12 protein-coding genes and 5 pseudogenes are annotated in these 18,455 nt (G+C 52.4%); 5 read left to right on the top strand and 12 right to left on the bottom strand.

Features of this window, described 5'->3' with window-relative positions; translation table 11 throughout:
* Positions 1 to 31: 31 nt before the first annotated feature.
* Complete coding sequence (gene glmU / locus ACWWJF_RS03870; RefSeq protein ID WP_455868728.1) at positions 32 to 1,405, bottom strand: bifunctional UDP-N-acetylglucosamine diphosphorylase/glucosamine-1-phosphate N-acetyltransferase GlmU; 1,374 nt, start codon at positions 1,403 to 1,405, stop codon at positions 32 to 34.
* 41 nt (positions 1,406 to 1,446) lie between these two features.
* Here glmU and ACWWJF_RS03865 point away from each other — a divergent pair, with 41 nt between their 5' ends.
* The gene (locus ACWWJF_RS03865) at positions 1,447 to 1,575 is read left to right on the top strand and encodes a hypothetical protein (RefSeq protein ID WP_455868727.1); all 129 of its coding nucleotides are present in this window, start codon (positions 1,447 to 1,449) and stop codon (positions 1,573 to 1,575) included.
* Between the two features lie 171 nt (positions 1,576 to 1,746).
* Positions 1,747 to 2,681: pseudogene (locus tag ACWWJF_RS03860) on the top strand (right-handed parallel beta-helix repeat-containing protein); the annotation flags it as partial.
* Positions 2,682 to 2,689: 8 nt separating this feature from the next.
* Here the strand turns inward: ACWWJF_RS03860 and ACWWJF_RS03855 are convergent.
* Positions 2,690 to 4,021, bottom strand: a pseudogene (locus ACWWJF_RS03855) (IS4 family transposase).
* 127 nt (positions 4,022 to 4,148) lie between these two features.
* Between ACWWJF_RS03855 and ACWWJF_RS03850 the strand changes: the two are divergent.
* Positions 4,149 to 5,270: pseudogene (locus tag ACWWJF_RS03850) on the top strand (right-handed parallel beta-helix repeat-containing protein); the annotation flags it as partial.
* A 7-nt stretch (positions 5,271 to 5,277) separates the two neighbouring features.
* Here ACWWJF_RS03850 and ACWWJF_RS03845 read toward each other — a convergent pair.
* The 7 genes and pseudogenes from ACWWJF_RS03845 to trmN all read right to left on the bottom strand — a co-directional run bounded on the left by ACWWJF_RS03845 (position 5,278) and on the right by trmN (position 11,524).
* Positions 5,278 to 6,446, bottom strand: a protein-coding gene (locus ACWWJF_RS03845) for an IS3 family transposase (RefSeq protein ID WP_455868400.1) whose coding sequence is annotated in 2 segments (ribosomal slippage) — positions 5,278 to 6,191 and positions 6,191 to 6,446 — 1,170 coding nt in all. Because the reading frame shifts where the segments join, the coding sequence is not laid out codon by codon here.
* Between the two features lie 52 nt (positions 6,447 to 6,498).
* Positions 6,499 to 7,185, bottom strand: a pseudogene (locus ACWWJF_RS03840) (tyrosine-type recombinase/integrase); the annotation flags it as partial.
* A 537-nt stretch (positions 7,186 to 7,722) separates the two neighbouring features.
* Positions 7,723 to 8,181, bottom strand: a complete 459-nt coding sequence (gene rseC, locus ACWWJF_RS03835) for a SoxR-reducing system protein RseC (RefSeq protein ID WP_455868726.1) — start codon at positions 8,179 to 8,181, stop codon at positions 7,723 to 7,725.
* A 24-nt stretch (positions 8,182 to 8,205) separates the two neighbouring features.
* Complete coding sequence (gene rseB / locus ACWWJF_RS03830) at positions 8,206 to 9,183, bottom strand: sigma-E factor regulatory protein RseB (RefSeq protein WP_455868725.1); 978 nt, start codon at positions 9,181 to 9,183, stop codon at positions 8,206 to 8,208.
* On the bottom strand, positions 9,183 to 9,839 hold the full coding sequence (gene rseA, locus ACWWJF_RS03825) for an anti-sigma-E factor RseA (protein ID WP_455870916.1): 657 nt from the start codon (positions 9,837 to 9,839) through the stop codon (positions 9,183 to 9,185). The genes rseB and rseA overlap by 1 nt, the downstream gene beginning before the upstream one ends.
* A gap of 50 nt (positions 9,840 to 9,889) precedes the next feature.
* A complete protein-coding gene (rpoE, locus tag ACWWJF_RS03820) occupies positions 9,890 to 10,465 on the bottom strand; it encodes an RNA polymerase sigma factor RpoE (RefSeq protein WP_455868724.1) in 576 nt (191 codons plus the stop codon).
* Positions 10,466 to 10,777: 312 nt separating this feature from the next.
* Positions 10,778 to 11,524 carry a tRNA(1)(Val) (adenine(37)-N(6))-methyltransferase TrmN gene (trmN, locus tag ACWWJF_RS03815; protein ID WP_455868723.1) on the bottom strand — a complete coding sequence of 249 codons (747 nt, stop codon included), beginning with the start codon at positions 11,522 to 11,524 and terminating at the stop codon, positions 10,778 to 10,780.
* A 151-nt stretch (positions 11,525 to 11,675) separates the two neighbouring features.
* Between trmN and srmB the strand changes: the two genes are divergently transcribed.
* Positions 11,676 to 13,019, top strand: a complete 1,344-nt coding sequence (srmB, locus tag ACWWJF_RS03810) for an ATP-dependent RNA helicase SrmB (RefSeq protein ID WP_455868722.1) — start codon at positions 11,676 to 11,678, stop codon at positions 13,017 to 13,019.
* Here the strand turns inward: srmB and ACWWJF_RS03805 are convergent.
* Positions 13,016 to 14,223, bottom strand: a protein-coding gene (locus tag ACWWJF_RS03805) for an IS3 family transposase (RefSeq protein ID WP_455870915.1) whose coding sequence is annotated in 2 segments (ribosomal slippage) — positions 13,016 to 13,902 and positions 13,902 to 14,223 — 1,209 coding nt in all. Because the reading frame shifts where the segments join, the coding sequence is not laid out codon by codon here. The two genes, srmB and ACWWJF_RS03805, sit on opposite strands and share 4 nt — an antisense overlap.
* A 241-nt stretch (positions 14,224 to 14,464) precedes the next feature.
* On the opposite strand from ACWWJF_RS03805, the gene ACWWJF_RS03800 reads away from it, so the two are divergent.
* A protein-coding gene (locus tag ACWWJF_RS03800) for an IS3 family transposase (protein WP_455868400.1) occupies positions 14,465 to 15,633 on the top strand; the annotation gives its coding sequence in 2 pieces (ribosomal slippage) (positions 14,465 to 14,720 and positions 14,720 to 15,633; 1,170 coding nt in all).
* 211 nt (positions 15,634 to 15,844) lie between these two features.
* On the opposite strand, the gene hemN is transcribed toward ACWWJF_RS03800, so the two are convergent.
* Positions 15,845 to 17,218: an oxygen-independent coproporphyrinogen III oxidase gene (hemN, locus tag ACWWJF_RS03795; RefSeq protein ID WP_455868721.1), complete on the bottom strand. Its 1,374-nt coding sequence runs from the start codon at positions 17,216 to 17,218 to the stop codon at positions 15,845 to 15,847.
* Between the two features lie 68 nt (positions 17,219 to 17,286).
* Positions 17,287 to 18,392: pseudogene (locus tag ACWWJF_RS03790) on the bottom strand (IS5 family transposase).
* Between the last annotated feature and the right edge of the window lie 63 nt (positions 18,393 to 18,455).

The raw sequence follows: 18,455 nt of genomic DNA, 5'->3' as shown, positions 1-18,455 counted from the left end.
ACCGCCTCCACGAAATGGGAGGCGACATCACTTATTTTTTCTTAACGGGCCGCGCCCAACCTGAAATATGACGCTGTTTCACCCGGCTTATCACCAGTGCATTCTCTTCCACATCGAGCGTTACCGTGGTGCCAGCACCGATGGTCACGCCACTGGCTACGATCACAGGGGCCACCAGTTGACTGTCAGAGCCGACAAACACCCGATCGCCAATCACGGTTTTGTGCTTGTTGGCACCGTCATAATTACAGGTGATGGTGCCTGCACCAATATTCACATAATCACCAATTTCCGCATCGCCAAGATAGGTCAAATGGCCTGCTTTGGAACCTTTGCCCAAACGCGCCTTTTTCAACTCAACAAAATTGCCAACGTGTGCACCCTGTGCCAGCTCGGCCCCCGGTCGCAGGCGCGCAAAGGGCCCTACCGTACACTCAGCGTCCAAAACCGCATTTTCTAACACGGTGTACGGGCTGAGGACACAGTCATCACCGATCACGCTGTCTTTGATGATACAGCCCGCACCAATCTCAACCCGATTCCCTAATGAGACCTGGCCTTCAATGATCACATTAGCATCAATACTCACATCACGTCCGTGGGTTAATGTCCCACGCAGATCAAAACGAGAGGGATCGAATAACATGACGCCCGCCAGCAGCAACTTATTGGCCTGTTCCCGCTGATAGACACGTTCCAGCGTCGCCAGTTGCAGACGGTTATTAACCCCTTCCACTTCGCTCAGATTATCAGGATGTACAGCTTCAACACGGCGGCCTTCTGAAGCAGCCATAGCGATAATGTCAGTGATGTAATACTCGCCTTGCGCGTTGTTATTGTTTAACTGGCTCAGCCAGCGTTTCAGATCCTGACCGTTTGCTGCCAGAATGCCGGTGTTGATTTCGTTAATCTGACGCTGCTGTTCCGTCGCGTCCTTGTGCTCGACAATCCCGACCACAGACCCGTTATCATCGCGCACAATGCGGCCATAACCGGTGGGGTCGTCCAGTTTCACCGTCAGAAGCGCAATGCCGCCCTGTGGCTTATCCGCTAGCAAGCGCGCCAGCGTGGCGGTTGATATCAAAGGAACATCACCGTACAGCATCAGAATATCTTCATCATCAGCAAAAAACGGCGCCGCCTGCTGCATGGCGTTCCCGGTGCCGAGTTGTTCCGCTTGCAGAACCCAATTCAAATCCGGGTTGGTTAACCTGTCTTTCAGTAAATCGCCACCGTGTCCGTAGACCAAATGCACCTGTTTGGCACCCGTTTCCATAGCCGCATCAATCACATGCTGAACCATCGGCTTGCCAGCGAGCGTATGAAGCACTTTTGGTAGATCGGAATACATACGTGTTCCTTTGCCAGCGGCAAGGATAACCACGCTCATGACACTGTTAGACATGCACCACCCTGATGAAACGAATTGATAACCCACGGATTCAATTGGATGAAAGTAAACCCGTTATCGCAGCAGATTACTACATATTTTTCAACGAAAAATACCACAATGCCGCGCGAGGCAAGGAAAAAGAAAGTGTACCCAAGTCTAAACCTTACTGGTGGTTTTTTTAATTCATCTTTTCCGAAAAAATGGCTAAAACGCGACGGCGGATAGTGAATTCCGGTTTCAGGAAAAACAGACTTTTGTTTTATATGTTTCCATTTGTGACAAAAAAAAGAAATAGCGTTTCATTTTTATCATCATAGCCCCACAACTCAATAAACAATACCCAAGGGGATACAATGAAACTCAGTGCTTTACGGCTTGCCACGGTAGCCCTGGCACCGTCCTTTCTGTTCCTTAGCATGACTGCACACGCAACTGAACAACCCGCTCCGGTATGGCACAGCATCGCCTTCGGCCAATCGACCGACGTTAACTTCTCCTCCAACGTTCTGCCGGAAAAAATTGGCGTTAATGATGTCACCATCAACGGCAAAAAACTGACGGTTGACGATAAGGCCGACCTATCAGCGCCGATCAACATCGAGAGCCACGGCGGTAAAATCGCCAACACGCACGATGGGCTAACCTTCTTCTACACTACGCTGCCTGCCAATGTGAATTTTACCTTGCAAGCAACCGTGACCGTCGATCAGTTTGGCCCCGAAAATGGCACTAAACCGGCCGCACAGGAAGGGGCTGGGATCCTGGTGCGCGACATTATTGGGGCACCGCGTCAAAATCCGTTGAAGGAAGGCTATGAGGAGTTCCCTGCTGCTTCCAACATGGTGATGAATGCCATCATGACACAGGATAAGAAATCCCATACGGAAGTCCGGTTGCAAGCTATTGTGCGCAACGGTGTGCTGCAACCGTGGGGTAACCGGGTGCCAAGATCACCAAGACCAATATTCAGGAAAAAATTAACCTGGAACAGACCCCTCCTTTCCGTATGAAGGTGGAACGTACCAACGACGGTTTTGTGACATCCTATGCGCCCAAAGACAGCGACAACTGGGTAAGCAAAGACGTGAAAGGGGCGGACCTCGTCACCAAGCTAGATAAAGATCATTACTATGTGGGCATCTTCGCATCACTTAACGCCAAAATAACTGTCAGTGATGCGCAGTTGACGACGTCTCCGGCACAAACCAAAGCGTCGCCGGAATTCAAATTTGCCGCATTTGCCCCAGTATTGCAGGTGATGTCCTCGACCAAGAGCGCGAGCGATAACTCACCTCGTTATACACATCTCTGTTCGTGCCTGAGCGCGCGTAGCGTTTCGGCGGCCGTCATGACTTTCTGCAAGCCTTTCCAGATAGTTTTTGCGCCTGGTTCACCGTCGCCTTTTCGAGCAAGAAAGCCTCCCAGTTGCGCAATTAAGCGCAATACTTCGTTTAGCTTAGGGCGGCCCTTGGGCATACGCTTGTTCATCAGTAGGTAAGCGCCATGAGTCTCGTCGGAATCAAAGAACAACATTGCGTCCAGCTCTGGACAGGTTCGTCCCATACGCATTAAATAGGCGATGCGCCATGCCACGATCATGAACAGCGCCAATGCCCGCTCAATGCGATCCACGGTCGATAACTGTAACGCTTCGACACAGCAGCCGTTCTTCAGCACATTGAAGAACATCTCGATTTCCCATCTAGCCCGATACCAGTCGATCAGCTCCACGATATCTTCTCGTCCTTCAGGTACGCGATTGCTCAGCAACCGCCACTCGACCGGCTTCACGCCTGCTGGCGGCTCAATTTCCTTGGCTATCACACAAGTCACTGCCAACCCGCAACGCAGCGACACTCGCTTCACGCGCAGCGCCTGTTTCACCGTACGCGCCTTCTGCCCCGCGCGAGCCGCCATAACGAATTGGATTTCTCCCACCGGCACGGTCTTTCCAACCTTCTGCCAAAGCTTCTCATTACAGTCCAGACTGCGATTATGAGTCGAGCGGATCAACCAGTCAGCCGGAGTGCCAAGGTCATCAGCGAGCTGCATCAACGCCTTGATATCCGCTTCGCGATCGGCTAAGTACACCAGACGTGTGTTTGGCAACTCCGAGGCGAGTTCAGCAACTCGCTCGTATCCCTCGAGCCAGCGCGTACTCTCCTTGAGCCCATCGCGTTTTCCGTCTGCATCCTTCGGCTCTCTTGCCCACATCCACGCATCCAGTACGCCCAACCCCACGCGATCCGGACTGACCGCGTAGGTCGGATGCAGGTACAGACCACGCCTGGCTTCGTAGTTCAAGGGACCCAAGCCTTGGATTTGCTGCCCGTTGAAGTCAAGCTCGGTAGTGTCTTGGATACACAGCACAACCTCGTGTTCTCGGATCCTTTCCTGCGTACGCTGCCAGTGAGGTTGCAGAATGTCTCGCCATTCGAATGCTTGGTTCTCCATGAAGCGTTAAGCACCCAGCGTCTCAGACCATCCGAGGCACGCATGCGGAATGCTGGCTTGCGGATTCTCAGCCAGCCGTATCAAAAGCCCTTTGGCGCGCTTATTGAGCCTCGTGTCACCAAGATTTACCCCTTCCAGTTCTTGGTGTGCCCAGCCATCTGAATCCCGTGTCATTTTTCAGCGCCGTAAATGGCGATAGTACACGTCGGTTTCACTTCATTTACAACCCCACCGGCTGCCTATTTCAGCCCGCTAACCCTTGGCATATAAGGCGTTGCGGACTTGTGTATAACGAGGTGGCGATAACTATGACGTGCAACTGCGTGCCAACTATGCCGGTACCGTTACCATCACTCAGGGCGATAAAGCGCTGGGCGCAGCACATACCGTTAAAGCCGGTGAGACGCTAAGCGTTCCTGCCAAGCTGAGCGCAGGCAGTGACTTCAAAATCGTTTATCTGCCAACAGAAGGCGATGATAAAGCAGCGAAAGAAGCAACGTTCAGCGTAGAGAAAGTCAAAATGGCCGATGCCAAAAATGTCTATGTTTCTGCGCAGGGTCAGGCAAGCAACGATGGCAGCAAAACTGCCCCGTTAGATTTCGCAACCGCTATTAACGTATTGCCAGCAGGAGCAACCTTATGGCTAGCAGACGGCGATTACAGTGCTTCTTCCATTCCCGTCAGCGCCAGCGGCAGCCAGAAAGCATCGAAAAAACTGTTCTCTCAGGGCAAAAAAGCAGTGATTCACGGCCTGCAACTGAATGCCAGCCACTGGCATGTGAAAGGCGTCGAAATCACTGAGAAGCCGTTCCGTATCGAAGGCAGCTACAACACCATCGAACAAGTACTGGCGCACCATTGTGACGAAACCGGGATTCAGGTTTCTTCTTCCGGTGACGTAGGCCGTCCGCTGTGGGCAAGTCACAACCTGATTCTGAACTCAGAATCACACAGCAACCAGGATCCTGGCAAAATCAACGCCGACGGTTTTGCGGTGAAAATGCGCGTGGGTGAAGGCAACGTGATTCGCGGTGCATTCTCTCACAACAATATCGACGATGGTTTTGACCTGTTCAACAAGATTGAAGACGGCGCTAACGGCGTTGTGGTGATCGAGAATTCAATTGCCATGAACAACACCAGCAACGGCTTCAAAATGGGTGGCGAAGGTCAGTCGGTTGCGCACAAAGTGAAAAACAGCATCGCTGTTGGCAACCAACTGGATGGTTTTACGGATAACTTCAACCCCGGCGCGCTGGTGGTAGAAAACAACACGGCGCTGGATAACCAACGCTTCGACTTTATTTTCCGTCCAAGTCCTTACTCTGGCCTGGAAAAACAAGGTGTGTTTAAAAACAACATATCCCTGAAAACCCAAGAAGGCAAGTACGACGACGCCGTGGTGGGTAACGTGGACAACAGTGTAGTGGTCAACTAATATTGGCCACCGCATTAGACTGTATGTAGAACAGTCGCTCAGATTCGTTTGGAGTTAAGCCGCCGTTATACCAGTGAGGCCGGATAGCGCTGTAATACCCCGTGATGTAGCGGATAATCGCGTCCTGGGCTTCGCTGAAGCTGTTGTAACCCTTTGTCGGCACCCATTCTGTCTTCAGGCTGCGGAAGAACCGCTCCATTGGCGCATTATCCCAGCAGTTACCCCGCCGACTCATACTCTGCTTTATCCGGCAGCGCCACAGGGCTTGCCGGTATTGACGGCTGGTATAGTGGCTGCCCTGGTCGCTGTGGAACATGACTCCTGTTGGTTGTCCCCGGAGTTCCCAGGCCATCTGCAACGCTTTAACTGTCAGCGCCGAGTCCGGCGACGTCGACATGGCCCAGCCCACCGGTTTGCGGGCGAACAGGTCTAGCACCACCGCAAGGTAAGCCCAGCATTTGCCCGTCCAGATGTAGGTCACATCGCCGCACCAGACCTGATCCGGCGCGGTAACCGCGAACTGGCGGTTGAGATAGTTCGGTATTTCAACGTGTTCATTGCCGCCGCGTTTGTATTTGTGAGCCGGTCGCTGGCAGCTGGCGATACCCAGCTCCTTCATCAGCTTGCCAGCCAGCCAGCGCCCCATTTTGACACCAGAGCTGCCGGTGACGATGGTCGCGATACTTCGAGCGCCGGCAGAGCCGCCGCTGGCGTTCCAGGCTTCCATGACGCGACTACACTTAACCACGCGCTCACCGTCGGGTTCATTAGCGGAAGCCTGCCAGTGCCTGTAGCTGCTGCGATGTACCTCAAAAGTTTGGCACAACGCCGTGACCGGGTATCGCGCCCTCAGCCTGTCGACTACCGTGAACCGTTGAGTGAGTCCGACATTAAGAGCGCCGTAGCCTTTTTTAGGATTTCGTTCTCCATTTCAAGGCATTGGACTTTTTTCTTCATCTCACGCAGCTCGAGCTGTTCAGGGGTAAGAGGAAGTCCCGTTGGCGTTTTTCCCTGTCGTTCAAGGCGAAGCTTATTGACCCAGCGACTAATGGCAGAATGGCTGACATTAACCGCCTCTGCGGCCTTAACGTATGTGTAGCCGTGGTCGACAACCAGCTTTGCGGCTTCGAGCTTAAATTCCGCCGTAAAATGTTTACCCATGAGGTCACCTGTCGTGTTGATGAGGTGAGCATATCACCTCCGCTCAGGTGGCCAGTATCAGTGTGCCACTACACATCCGGCATTCATCAGTCGCAAGCCAAAACAAGGCGATCTCATCACGCGAGAGAGTCCGCTTACCCATCCCCTTTTTTAACCCAAAATCACGGTCTGTCAATTCACGCAGCGGGTTAACACTGAGCAGCTGACGCTTTACAGCCCATGAATAACACTGTTTGCCGTTACTGATAATCCGGCGCGTGACCTCAGAGTAGGCTTTTGCCATCTTATCAAGTAGAGTTAACCAGTTGTGGATCGTCAGTTCTGCCGCTGGATACTTCCCGATGCGGGGGAAAACGTGTATTTCAAACGAGCGTAGCACTTGTGCTGCATTCCCTTTTTGAATACAGACGACCCCGTGCCACTCTCGGAATAACTCTTCGAACGTGTAGCGTGCCGATATCTTGTTGCGCTCTAGATCTCGCCTTATCTTTGGGTTTTCGCCGCCAACCAGCACTGACGCCCATAGCTCCACTTCTTCGCGTGCGGCTTTGAGCGTCAGAGCCGGGTAGCCTCCAAGCGTCATTTTGTCTTGCTTCCCAAGGAATCGATAGCGGTAAAAGAAAGTCACAGCCCCTTTTTTTGATATCTTCACCCAAAAGCCATCTCGATCCGCCTTTTCTTCTACCTTTGCCCGTTCTTTGTTCAAACAAGCTTTCAGGTAACTATCTGAAATAGACATGATTTACTGCTCACCGTGTCCACCACGGACACGGATATAGAGGCAATGATAAAATATGGACACACAGATGGACACAAAAATGATGACTTAACGCGTCTAAAGTTGTCGTAGCTTGTCGAACTGGTTTTTTGAGAAACGCAGCATTGGCGGAGTTTTTTTGGTAATTTGGCGGAACTTGTCGCTTCTTGACTTGCAGTCAATTTTCGATATGGGCAATAATGGAGAAATTTCGTATATGCTTCATTATGAAAGTTTTTCTACCTTGGTATTTCTGAAATTCTTGCCGTCTGGCATACGCATGAGATGAAAATGGCGGCAATGCCTTCCCCTTTCACCAGAACCGATGCATTCTACATGTCAGACGCCGGAAAACCTAGTCATCAACCCTTATTCCCTTTGATTATGGCGCTTTTATTCCATCATGGCAGACAACCGGGAAAAAGATGACGTTTAAGGACAAGCACGCGCGCGTTGGACGGAGAATATCTCGGTGAGAAACGACCGGGTGGCGCAGCGGCTCACCCAGTTAAATGAGGTTCAGGATTCGATTTTTAGCGGCTGTCCCGGCAGGGCTATCTGCAAAATAACCGGGCGATAGTGACGTTTCTCGCCTAATTTAAGCGACCAGCCGCGTACCAGGATAAACGCCAACGCGGCACCCAGCAACGCGCCCAGCACCGCAGCCAGATCGTTGGCGAACAGCGACTGCAACAATCCCGCCCCTATAAACAATCCCAACAGCGGCACCAGATAGACCAGCATGGCGGAACGCAGCAGACTACTTTCGGAAATACCCAATTCAACGCGTTGACCAGGCTGCAAGGGTTGCTCGCACGGAACGTGCAGCGCCTGTTCAGCGGACCGTCCCAATTCACTCAAAAGCCCGGTGCCACAGGTTTTACGCGACTGACAACCGATGCACCCAGAACGCTGCTCACAGTGCAGCACGGCCATGCCATTGTGCCAGGAAACCACAGTCGCCCACTCTTTGATCATACCTGTGCCCTACATCTTGCAAATTTACTGCGATTGAAAAATGACATTATCAGCAATGCGTTTAGCCGTGGTTGGGGGCAATTCGCCCACTACGGTTATTTCATACCCATTGCGGATTTCTGTGTGTACGCTTCGCCGTCCCGTCGTGACATATTGCTCGGCACGGGATTCTGACGATGGCGTGATATTAACAGAAAAGCTGAATAAACCATCACTGAACAGGCGCGATTCCACCGGGATGCTGATCCCAGGCAACGTTCTGCGGGTACGTGAGATCTCTTTCATGCCCTGTGGCAGCCATTCAGGAATCCAGGTCAGGTCGACCGTTTCAACCGATGGTGTCGTCAGCAATGGCGGTAACCCTTCGCTTAATAATGGGCGTAACGTCTCACGGATATCATCACTGACCACCAGCGATGTCACCAGAAATTGCTCCATCCGTTCCCCATTGCGATCCTGCAAGTCAATACGCAACGGCAGTTTGGTCGCGACATCAAACCATACGCTGTAGCTATAACGTGTCCCATCCCGGGAAATAATACGCATGCCTTCACACAGGCGATCGGCGATCCGTACTCTTCCTGCCGCCGGAATGAAATCATAGAACGCGGACAGCGATTGATGATCGGCATAAACCAGGCTGGGGAACGAATCGATGATGTGATCGCCGGACAGCGAGAAAGGTTCTAGATCGGTATCAAAGTAACTGATATCCCGGTCTCGCTGCACGATTTCTCGGCGAGGCCCATCCATAAACAGCAACTGCGCCAATGGACGGTTATCTATACGGGCATGCCGATAGCGCAGAGATTCGATGCCCTGAGGGGAAATATTGATGAAATGTATTTCATAATTCAATGCCCGAATAGCATTGCCCATCTGTTGCAGCGAGGACGAGGGCTGAGGCTGCAACAACGTACCTGACGCAGGTCGCGCCAGGACGGTTGTTGAATAGGGTGAGCAACCGAGCAGAATGCAAAAAGCAAACCCAACACGCTTCATTAACGAGACTGCGTTCCTAAAGATTGAGTGCCAGGCACCTGAATAGCGGCCTGCTGTTCTTCATCTTGCTGACCTTGCAACGGCTCCGAATGGAGGCGACGCTGCAACTCATAGTCCTGCAACATGACATTGATGCGGTTGCGTTGTGCTTCAACCTGACGTTGACCACCGTGCGACACCACGTTTTCAGACGGTACGCTCAGGCTTACCGGAGAGGCGGTGCCCATGGCGGGAAGCGTACTAAACGCTGGCATGTCGTTTTGCGCTTCCGGAGCTTGATCCGGGGAACGTTGCATTTGCACGCCGACGATCACTGCCAATGAGACACAGGCGGCCACACCAACCTGAGTCAGTTGGCTTGCCCAAGGACGCACTTTGTCCCAGAACGACAAACGTGACCAGGTATCGGGATGAGGCTGTGCTTCGGGAATAGCCTGAGGCGCAATGCGCACCGGATCTTCGGCAATCGCCTGCGCAACGCGTGCGGCAATGTCGATTTCAATGACACTCTGCGCCACGTCACCACGCAGCGTATCGCGAATCAAATGGTAGCTTTGCCAACTTTTTTGCAGTTCAGCATCCCGCCCCAATGTGTTAAGCAGTTCGGTATCCGCTGCCTCGCCGTCAATTAAAGCGGAAAGTTTCTCTTTCTGCATACCCATATCCTTACCTTTTCAAATCCATCATGGTTAACGCGAAAACCGGGTTAACGTTGAATTAGCGGTTGTACTTTGTTATCTATCGCTTCTCGCGCACGGAATATGCGAGAACGAACAGTGCCGACCGGGCAATCCATAATGGCGGCTATCTCTTCATAACTCAGGCCATCAAGTTCGCGTAGCGTAATCGCCATCCGTAAATCTTCTGGCAACGCTTCAATGGTTCGAAAAACGATACTTCTCAATTCCTCTGACAACATTAAGTTCTCAGGGTTCGATATTTCTTTTAATGCGCTGGCAGTTTCATAATTTTCAGCGTCATTGGCATCAACGTCGCTAGACGGTGGTCGCCGCCCCTGAGCAACCAGATAATTTTTGGCCGTATTAACCGCAATGCGATACAGCCAAGTGTAGAACGCACTATCGCCGCGAAAAGACTCCAACGCACCATAGGCTTTGATAAACGACTCCTGCACCACATCAGGCACATCCCCAGGAGGAACGTACCGTGACACCAGATTCGCTACTTTGTGCTGGTAGCGCACCACCAGTAAATTAAAAGATTTCTGGTCGCCTTTCTGGACACGTTCAACCAGAATGCGATCTGCTAGCTGCTCGCTCATCCGAGGTAATGTCTCCTCAAACCGTTCTCCACACGTAAAATAGTACTGCCAGCCATATCGTTATTAAATAATCTGAGCAAGCTGTAAGTCGGACACCACCGGTTAACAAAAGTTCCCGATAAAGTTTGTTCCTTCTTCTTTATGTGCTCAGCCTGCCCCATGTATCTTCGCGCGTCGGCGTTTACATCCGTACACGTCGCGCAGCTTTCTGTTCTTTAGCTGGGACAGTCAGGGGATCATACGCGAAAAAACGTTCAATAGCACCGTTAGCTTCTGAGAGTGCCCGAGCCATCGTTAACGACAAGGAATATCCTACATAAATAAATAGAAATCCTTGGTCAATGCGCGAAAATCATAAGAGTAGCTGCCATCTTCTGCGCGGACAATCAACGTTCGCCTCTCGCAGGGGCCCGCTTGCTTCGTCAGAGTCAACAGTTCCCGATGCGGTTGGTCCTCTGCCCTCTCACGTACGGCCAGTCGCTGACGTATCGACCACCCTTGTTGGCATGCCGTGCTGCAAAAATCACTGGCAACCTGACTCGGTAGCACCACACAAAAGCGCCCTTCCGGCTCCAGCAGCTTGGCAGCACAGTGGAGTAAGGTTTCATGGGACAAACTCTCTGTATAACGGGCGGTGCTGCGCGCCTCGGTCCGACACGCACTGCCCGGTGCAAAATAAGGAGGATTACTGACAATCAACGCATAGCGTGATGCTGTTTGTGTCGTAAACGTCTCAATATCACGGTTAACCACGGTAATAAGTGATGCCCACGGTGAGGCCTGACTATTCTCTTGTGCCTGTGTGCTGGCTTCGCGCTCTACCTCAACCGCATCGATCGTCACCGCGTCTGGGCTACGCTGTGCCAGCATCAGGGTGATAATGCCGGAACCACAGCCAATATCCAGCACACAGCCGGTTTGCGGCACCGGAGCCCAGGCACCAAGCAGGATGGCATCCGTACCCACTTTCATCGCACAACGATCGTGCGCGACAAAAAATTGTTTAAAAGTGAACCCGTTGCGCCGCAATGTTTGTGATCGCGCTGCGTGCTGATGCATGATGTGCTGCTCCTCCGGAAAACCGCCGTAGCATAAGGGAATCCCTGCAACAGGGAAAGCATCCCGCCGACAGGACACCGAGGCGGTGTAAACAGATGATGAAGTGCACGCGTAATGCGTCTATAATCAGCGCCCCAAATAGAGGTAGACCATGACTGCAACCCAATTTTCCGATCTTGATCTTGATGAAAGCCTGCTAGATGCCTTGCGCGATATGGGCTACGAGCGCCCCACCGCCATTCAACTCGCGGCGATCCCGCCCGCCATGGACGGGAGAGATGTCCTTGGATCCGCGCCAACAGGAACAGGAAAAACAGCAGCCTATCTGCTGCCGGTGTTGCAGCATCTGATTGACTTTCCCCGTAAAAAATCAGGTCCGCCGCGTATTCTGATCGTAACGCCCACGCGTGAACTGGCGATGCAGGTCGCCGAGCAGGCTAAAGCGTTGGCGGCGCACACCCATCTGGACGTAGCAACCATCACTGGCGGTGTGGCCTACATGAACCACGCTGAAGTCTTCAGCGAGAATCAGGATATTGTGGTGGCGACCACGGGGCGCCTGCTGCAATACATCAAAGAAGAAAACTTTGACTGTCGCGCAGTGGAAACGCTGATTCTGGACGAAGCAGATCGTATGCTCGACATGGGATTTGCTCAGGATATCGAACATATTGCTGGTGAAACCCGCTGGCGCACACAAACTTTGCTGTTTTCCGCCACGCTGGAAGGCAATGCCGTCAAAGATTTCGCAGAGCGACTGTTGAAAGAACCGGTTGAGATTGAAGCCGACCCTTCACGGCGTGAGCGTAAAAAGATTCTGCAATGGTTTTACCGCGCTGATGATACTGAGCATAAAACCGCGCTGCTGGCACATTTGCTGAAACAGCCGGAAACCACCCGAGCCATCGTGTTTGTGCGTAAGCGAGAGCGCGTGCATGAACTTGCAGCCTGGTTACGTGAAGCGGGTATCAACAGTTGCTATCTGGAAGGCGAGATGGTGCAAGCCAAACGCAATCAGGCCATCACGCGCCTGAGCGAGGGACTGGTCAATGTATTGATTGCCACAGACGTTGCCGCACGCGGGTTGGACATCAATGATGTTAGTCATGTCTTCAACTTTGACTTGCCACTGACGGCCGATATCTACTTGCACCGTATCGGGCGTACCGGACGCGCTGGCAAAAAAGGGTGTGCCATCTCACTGGTGGAAGCCCACGATCACTTACTGCTTGGCAAGATCAGCCGTTACTTAAATGAGCCGTTGAAAGCGCGCGTCATTGATGAGTTGCGTCCAAAAACCAAAGCGCCAAGCGAAAAAACCAACGGTAAGCCGTCGAAAAAAGTACTGGCTAAGCGTGCTGAAGAGAAGAAAAAGAGGAAAGAGAAAGAAAAAACCAAGGTGAAAGTGCGCCACCGCGACAGCAAGAATGTAGGGAAGCGCCGCCGGCCTTCGCTGATCTTGACCCACCATCTCCGGACAGCTTTTGTCTCTTAAGTTAACGATGCCCGCTGGCGCCGATATTCTCTTGGGGAGTTGTATCCCAGCGCACTGTGCGGATGGTTTTCATTGTAATGATTGAACGCCGCTGCAAGGTTCTTCAGCGCTGTTCGCACATCGGGTTTTGGCATGAAGGCGATGTAATCTTCCTTCATCGTCTTCACGAACCGTTCTGCCATGCCGTTACTCTGTGGACGGCTCACTGCTGTTGTGCAGGGCTCCAGATTCAGTTCTCTGGCGAACTTCCGCGTTTCATGCGCTGTGTACGCTGAACCATTATCCGTCAGCCATTGCACTGATTTATCCGGCAGCGCGCTACCGAAGCGTTTTTCCACCGACCTCAGCATCACATCCTGCACGGTTGAACTGTCATAAGCCCTGGTGCTCGCTGCCCAGTCTATGGCCTCCCGGTCGCAGCAGTCCAGTGCGAACGTCACCCGCAGCTTCTCGCCGTTGTCACAACCGAACTCGAAGCCATCTGAGCACCAGCGCATATCGCTCTCTGCTACCGCGATTTTGCCTTTATGCTCCCGCTTCGGACGTTCAATTTTATCATGCAACAACAGCAGGTTATGCTCGCTCATTATCCTGTAAAGCCGTTTGGCGTTCACCGGTGGAAGTCCTTCTGCACGACGTTGCTTACCCAGGATACCCCACACTCGGCGGTAACCGTAACTGGGCATGTCGCTGATGATACGGAGGATGTCCGATAATATCTCAGCATCAGCTTCGTCATTACGCCGGTTGCTGCGCCTGTCCAGCCAGTCGGCAGAACGGTTAACCCGCAGTGACAGCTGCGCACGCGACACGCTCATGGCGCGGCTGACCAGAGCTATTCCCCGTCCTTTGGCAACAAGGGCGCGTGCGCTATCCATTTTCGCGACTGGCGGTACTCCACTGCTTCTTTGAGGATCTCAACTTCCATCGTCTTCTTACCCAGAAGGCGCTGTAGCTCCCGGACCTGCTTGAGGGCAGTCGCCAGCGCCGAAGCTGGAACCACTTCTTCTGCGGCCGCAACGGCGGTGAGGCTTCCTTCCTGGTATTGCTTCTTCCACTTAAACAAAAGGCTGGGCTGGATGCCATGCAGGCGGGCTACATGGGAGACGTTCATCCCCGGCTCCATTCTCTGCTGAATGATGGCGATTTTCTCTTGCGGAGTTTTACGCTTACGGACTTCTTGCCCTAACAGGATCCCGGTCATTTCAAAATTAGCATGATTGTTAGACATATATCTAAGCCTATCTCTTATCTGGAGATACAGCTACTGTCTGCTGTTACAGGGGGCTACATCAGGGTGTTCAGACTTCAGTCTCATAAGCATGCCACTGTTATTATTCTACCAGTCAAAATACATCGCCAGCATCCCCTTTGTAGTGGCACACTGATACTGGCCACCTGATCGGAGGTGATATGCTCACCTCATCAACACGACAGGTGACCTCATGGGTAAACATTTTACGGCGGAATTTAAGCTCGAAGCCGCAAAGCTGGTTGTCGACCACGGCTACACATACGTTAAGGCCGCAGAGGCGGTTAATGTCAGCCATTCTGCCATTAGTCGCTGGGTCAATAAGCTTCGCCTTGAACGACAGGGAAAAACGCCAACGGGACTTCCTCTTACCCCTGAACAGCTCGAGCTGCGTGAGATGAAGAAAAAAGTCCAATGCCTTGAAATGGAGAACGAAATCCTAAAAAAGGCTACGGCGCTCTTAATGTCGGACTCACTCAACGGTTCACGGTAGTCGACAGGCTGAGGGCGCGATACCCGGTCACGGCGTTGTGCCAAACTTTTGAGGTACATCGCAGCAGCTACAGGCACTGGCAGGCTTCCGCTAATGAACCCGACGGTGAGCGCGTGGTTAAGTGTAGTCGCGTCATGGAAGCCTGGAACGCCAGCGGCGGCTCTGCCGGCGCTCGAAGTATCGCGACCATCGTCACCGGCAGCTCTGGTGTCAAAATGGGGCGCTGGCTGGCTGGCAAGCTGATGAAGGAGCTGGGTATCGCCAGCTGCCAGCGACCGGCTCACAAATACAAACGCGGCGGCAATGAACACGTTGAAATACCGAACTATCTCAACCGCCAGTTCGCGGTTACCGCGCCGGATCAGGTCTGGTGCGGCGATGTGACCTACATCTGGACGGGCAAATGCTGGGCTTATCTTGCGGTGGTGCTAGACCTGTTCGCCCGCAAACCGGTGGGCTGGGCCATGTCGACGTCGCCGGACTCGGCGCTGACAGTTAAAGCGTTGCAGATGGCCTGGGAACTCCGGGGACAACCAACAGGAGTCATGTTCCACAGCGACCAGGGCAGCCACTATACCAGCCGTCAATACCGGCAAGCCCTGTGGCGCTGCCGGATAAAGCAGAGTATGAGTCGGCGGGGTAACTGCTGGGATAATGCGCCAATGGAGCGGTTCTTCCGCAGCCTGAAGACAGAATGGGTGCCGACAAAGGGTTACAACAGCTTCAGCGAAGCCCAGGACGCGATTATCCGCTACATCACGGGGTATTACAGCGCTATCCGGCCTCACTGGTATAACGGCGGCTTAACTCCAAACGAATCTGAGCGACTGTTCTACATACAGTCTAATGCGGTGGCCAATATTAGTTGACCACTACACTTCTACAACGGGAGAGCAACGCGCTGATTTTCCCACCACCTAGTCCGTGAAATAAAGGTAGAAAACCTAATAACCTCAGATAGGTGAGTGGTAAAATGAGTGCAAAATTTAAAGACTCACAATTTTTTTGACATTCTACAACGCTGTACACGGCATAATCGGTAATTGTGGCTAATGTAGGCAATTACCGTCACGAACACCGTCAAATTACACGTGAGAACTGCTGGGTCCGTGCTTTAGCACGTAGATAACTGTCAAAGCACATGCAGATATTGCGAATCAACAAGCGGCCTTTCGGTGTTACCACGATCCCCGTAGGGTGCAATTCAGCCAGGCCATCCTGCACCAACGGTGCCAGCAGGCGCAAATCTTCCGCGAAGTAGAGGCGACAATCGATGCCATAGTCCGCTTCAATCGCTGCGTAATCCAGACGGAAATTACAGATAAGACTTTTGATCACATCACGACGGATGCAGTCATCGTGCGTCAAGCGCAAGCCGCGCCACAACGCATTGCCCTGCTCCCCCACCTTTTCGTAGTAGGTTTTCAGCACCTTTTCATTTTGCGCGTAGCTGTCGCCAATCATGCTGATCGCCGACACCCCCATGCCCAGCAGGTCAGTGTCACCTTGCGTGGTGTAACCCTGAAAATTACGGTGCAATTTACCGGCACGTTGTGCCAGCGCCAGCTCATCGTCTGGGCGAGCAAAGTGATCCATGCCGATAAACTGATAGCCCGAGTGGGTGAACGTGGTAATGGTTTGGCGCAGAATCTCCAGCTTTTGCGCGGGGCTCGGTAAATCCGCATCTTTGATTTTACGCTGGGCAGCAAACAGCGTCGGCAAATGGGCGTAATTGAATACGCTGAGCCGGTGCGGACTTAACTCAGCAACGCGTTGCAAGGTAAACGCAAAGCTTTCCGGCGTCTGTTTCGGCAAACCGTAAATAAGGTCTATATTGGTGGAGGTAAAGCCAAGCGCTTTGGCACGTTCAATTAGCGCAAAGATAAATGCCTCATCCTGCTCACGATTCACCAGACGTTGCACTTCCTTGTTGAAATCCTGCACGCCCATGCTCAGGCGATTAAAGCCTTCCGCACGCAGGTGATCGAGGATATTCAGCTCGATTTCACGTGGATCGACCTCGAGCGAGATTTCCGCCTCATCTGCAAACTGGAAATTCTCGCGCAGCAGCGCCATCAGTCGGCTGATTTGATCTTCGTTGAGATAGGTTGGCGTGCCGCCGCCCCAGTGCAGTTGCGTGACGATGCGCCCGGCAAACAGCGGCGCGCGCTGACGAATCTCCACGGCCAGCACATCAAGATATTCTTCTGCTTTGTGCTGCTGGCGCGTCACCAGCTTGTTGCAACCGCAGAAATAGCACAGGCGATGACAAAACGGGATATGCACATAAAGCGACAGCGGCCGCTCAGGGTAACGCGCTATCGCCTGGCGGAATGCCGCATCATCATACTGTTCGTTAAACTCGAGCGCCGTGGGATACGAGGTGTAACGCGGCCCGGAATAGTTATATTTTTGAATTAGGGCTAAATCCCAATCGACGTGTTGATCTTGCATGCTATTACTCCTTACGCGGCTTTGTTGAATAAATCAGAACTTGTAACGACTGTGCCCCAGGTCGATTGTTACGTGATGCGAATACTGTTCGGCATTCCTAATAGCGTGATCCGGTTAAGCGCTTTGACCATCGCCATGGCTTCACCCACCTGAGCATCGTAGTCACGCAGACTTAGATGACCACCCAGAAGCGTTTTGAACCGGAACATGGCCGTTTCAGCCACTGAGCGTCGGTGATAGCCCACTTTCTTTTTCCGGCTTTGTTGAATAAACAGATTTTATGCTACCAGCCCAGTAAAACGATTGTTTCCAGCAACGTAAAATCATGCAGTTAAGCATCATGAGAAAACGGGATGCCTGAGGTGATAAGCATTTTCTACCAAAATGGGCATAGTAAAACAGCACGATTCCCTATTATTCAACAAAGCCTCTTTTTCCAGGTATCGTTGCTGCCGCTCAGGCGCTGATTTGCAACAGCGTGGTTACGCTCGTGGTAGTGGTCCGGCCAATATTGCGCCCCCCTTCGCGGCGGGATAAGCGGCCTTATTTTCTTCCTCAGCAGAGCATCATGGCAGTAACCTGTATCGTAAGCGCCGTCAGCCGATGCCTCTCTGATTTTCCGGTGGGTCTGGTTTATCAGTGCCGGTAGAGCCTGGGCATCAGTCGTACCACTGAGCGACAAATCCGCACAGATAATCTCATGCGTCGCACTGTCTACTGCCAGATGCAGCTTACGCCACACCCTGCGTCTGTCGGCACCATGCTGCCGGACTTTCCATTCGCCTTCGCCAAAGACCTTCAGGCCGGTTCCATCAATGACCAGATGTGAGATTTCACCACGGGTTGGCGTTTTTATGCTGATGTTCACTGTCTTTGCTCGCTTGCTGAGCAGCGAATAGTCTGGACAATGCAGCGACAATTTAATCAGTTTAAAAATCGAGTCAACAAAACCCTGTAAAGCCCTCAATGAAAGGCCAAACACGCGTTTCATCATCAGGACTGTGGTGATGGCCATATCTGAGTAGTGGAGCGGTCGTCCACGCCGTTCAGTAGTCGTATTTTCCGTCCATGCAGCAATGGCTGATTCATCTAGCCATACGGTTAGAGAACCGCGCTGATTGAGGGCCTTGTTATAGGAGGGCCAGTTAGTGATTTTAAAATTTTGTTTTGCCATGGAGACCTGATGTTGAAACAACTATGGTGATCTGATCCGATGATTACCCAAACTTTCTATTTA

It is taken from the genome of Symbiopectobacterium sp. Eva_TO, assembly GCF_053848865.1.
This window is presented reverse-complemented; position numbering and strand designations above follow the sequence as displayed.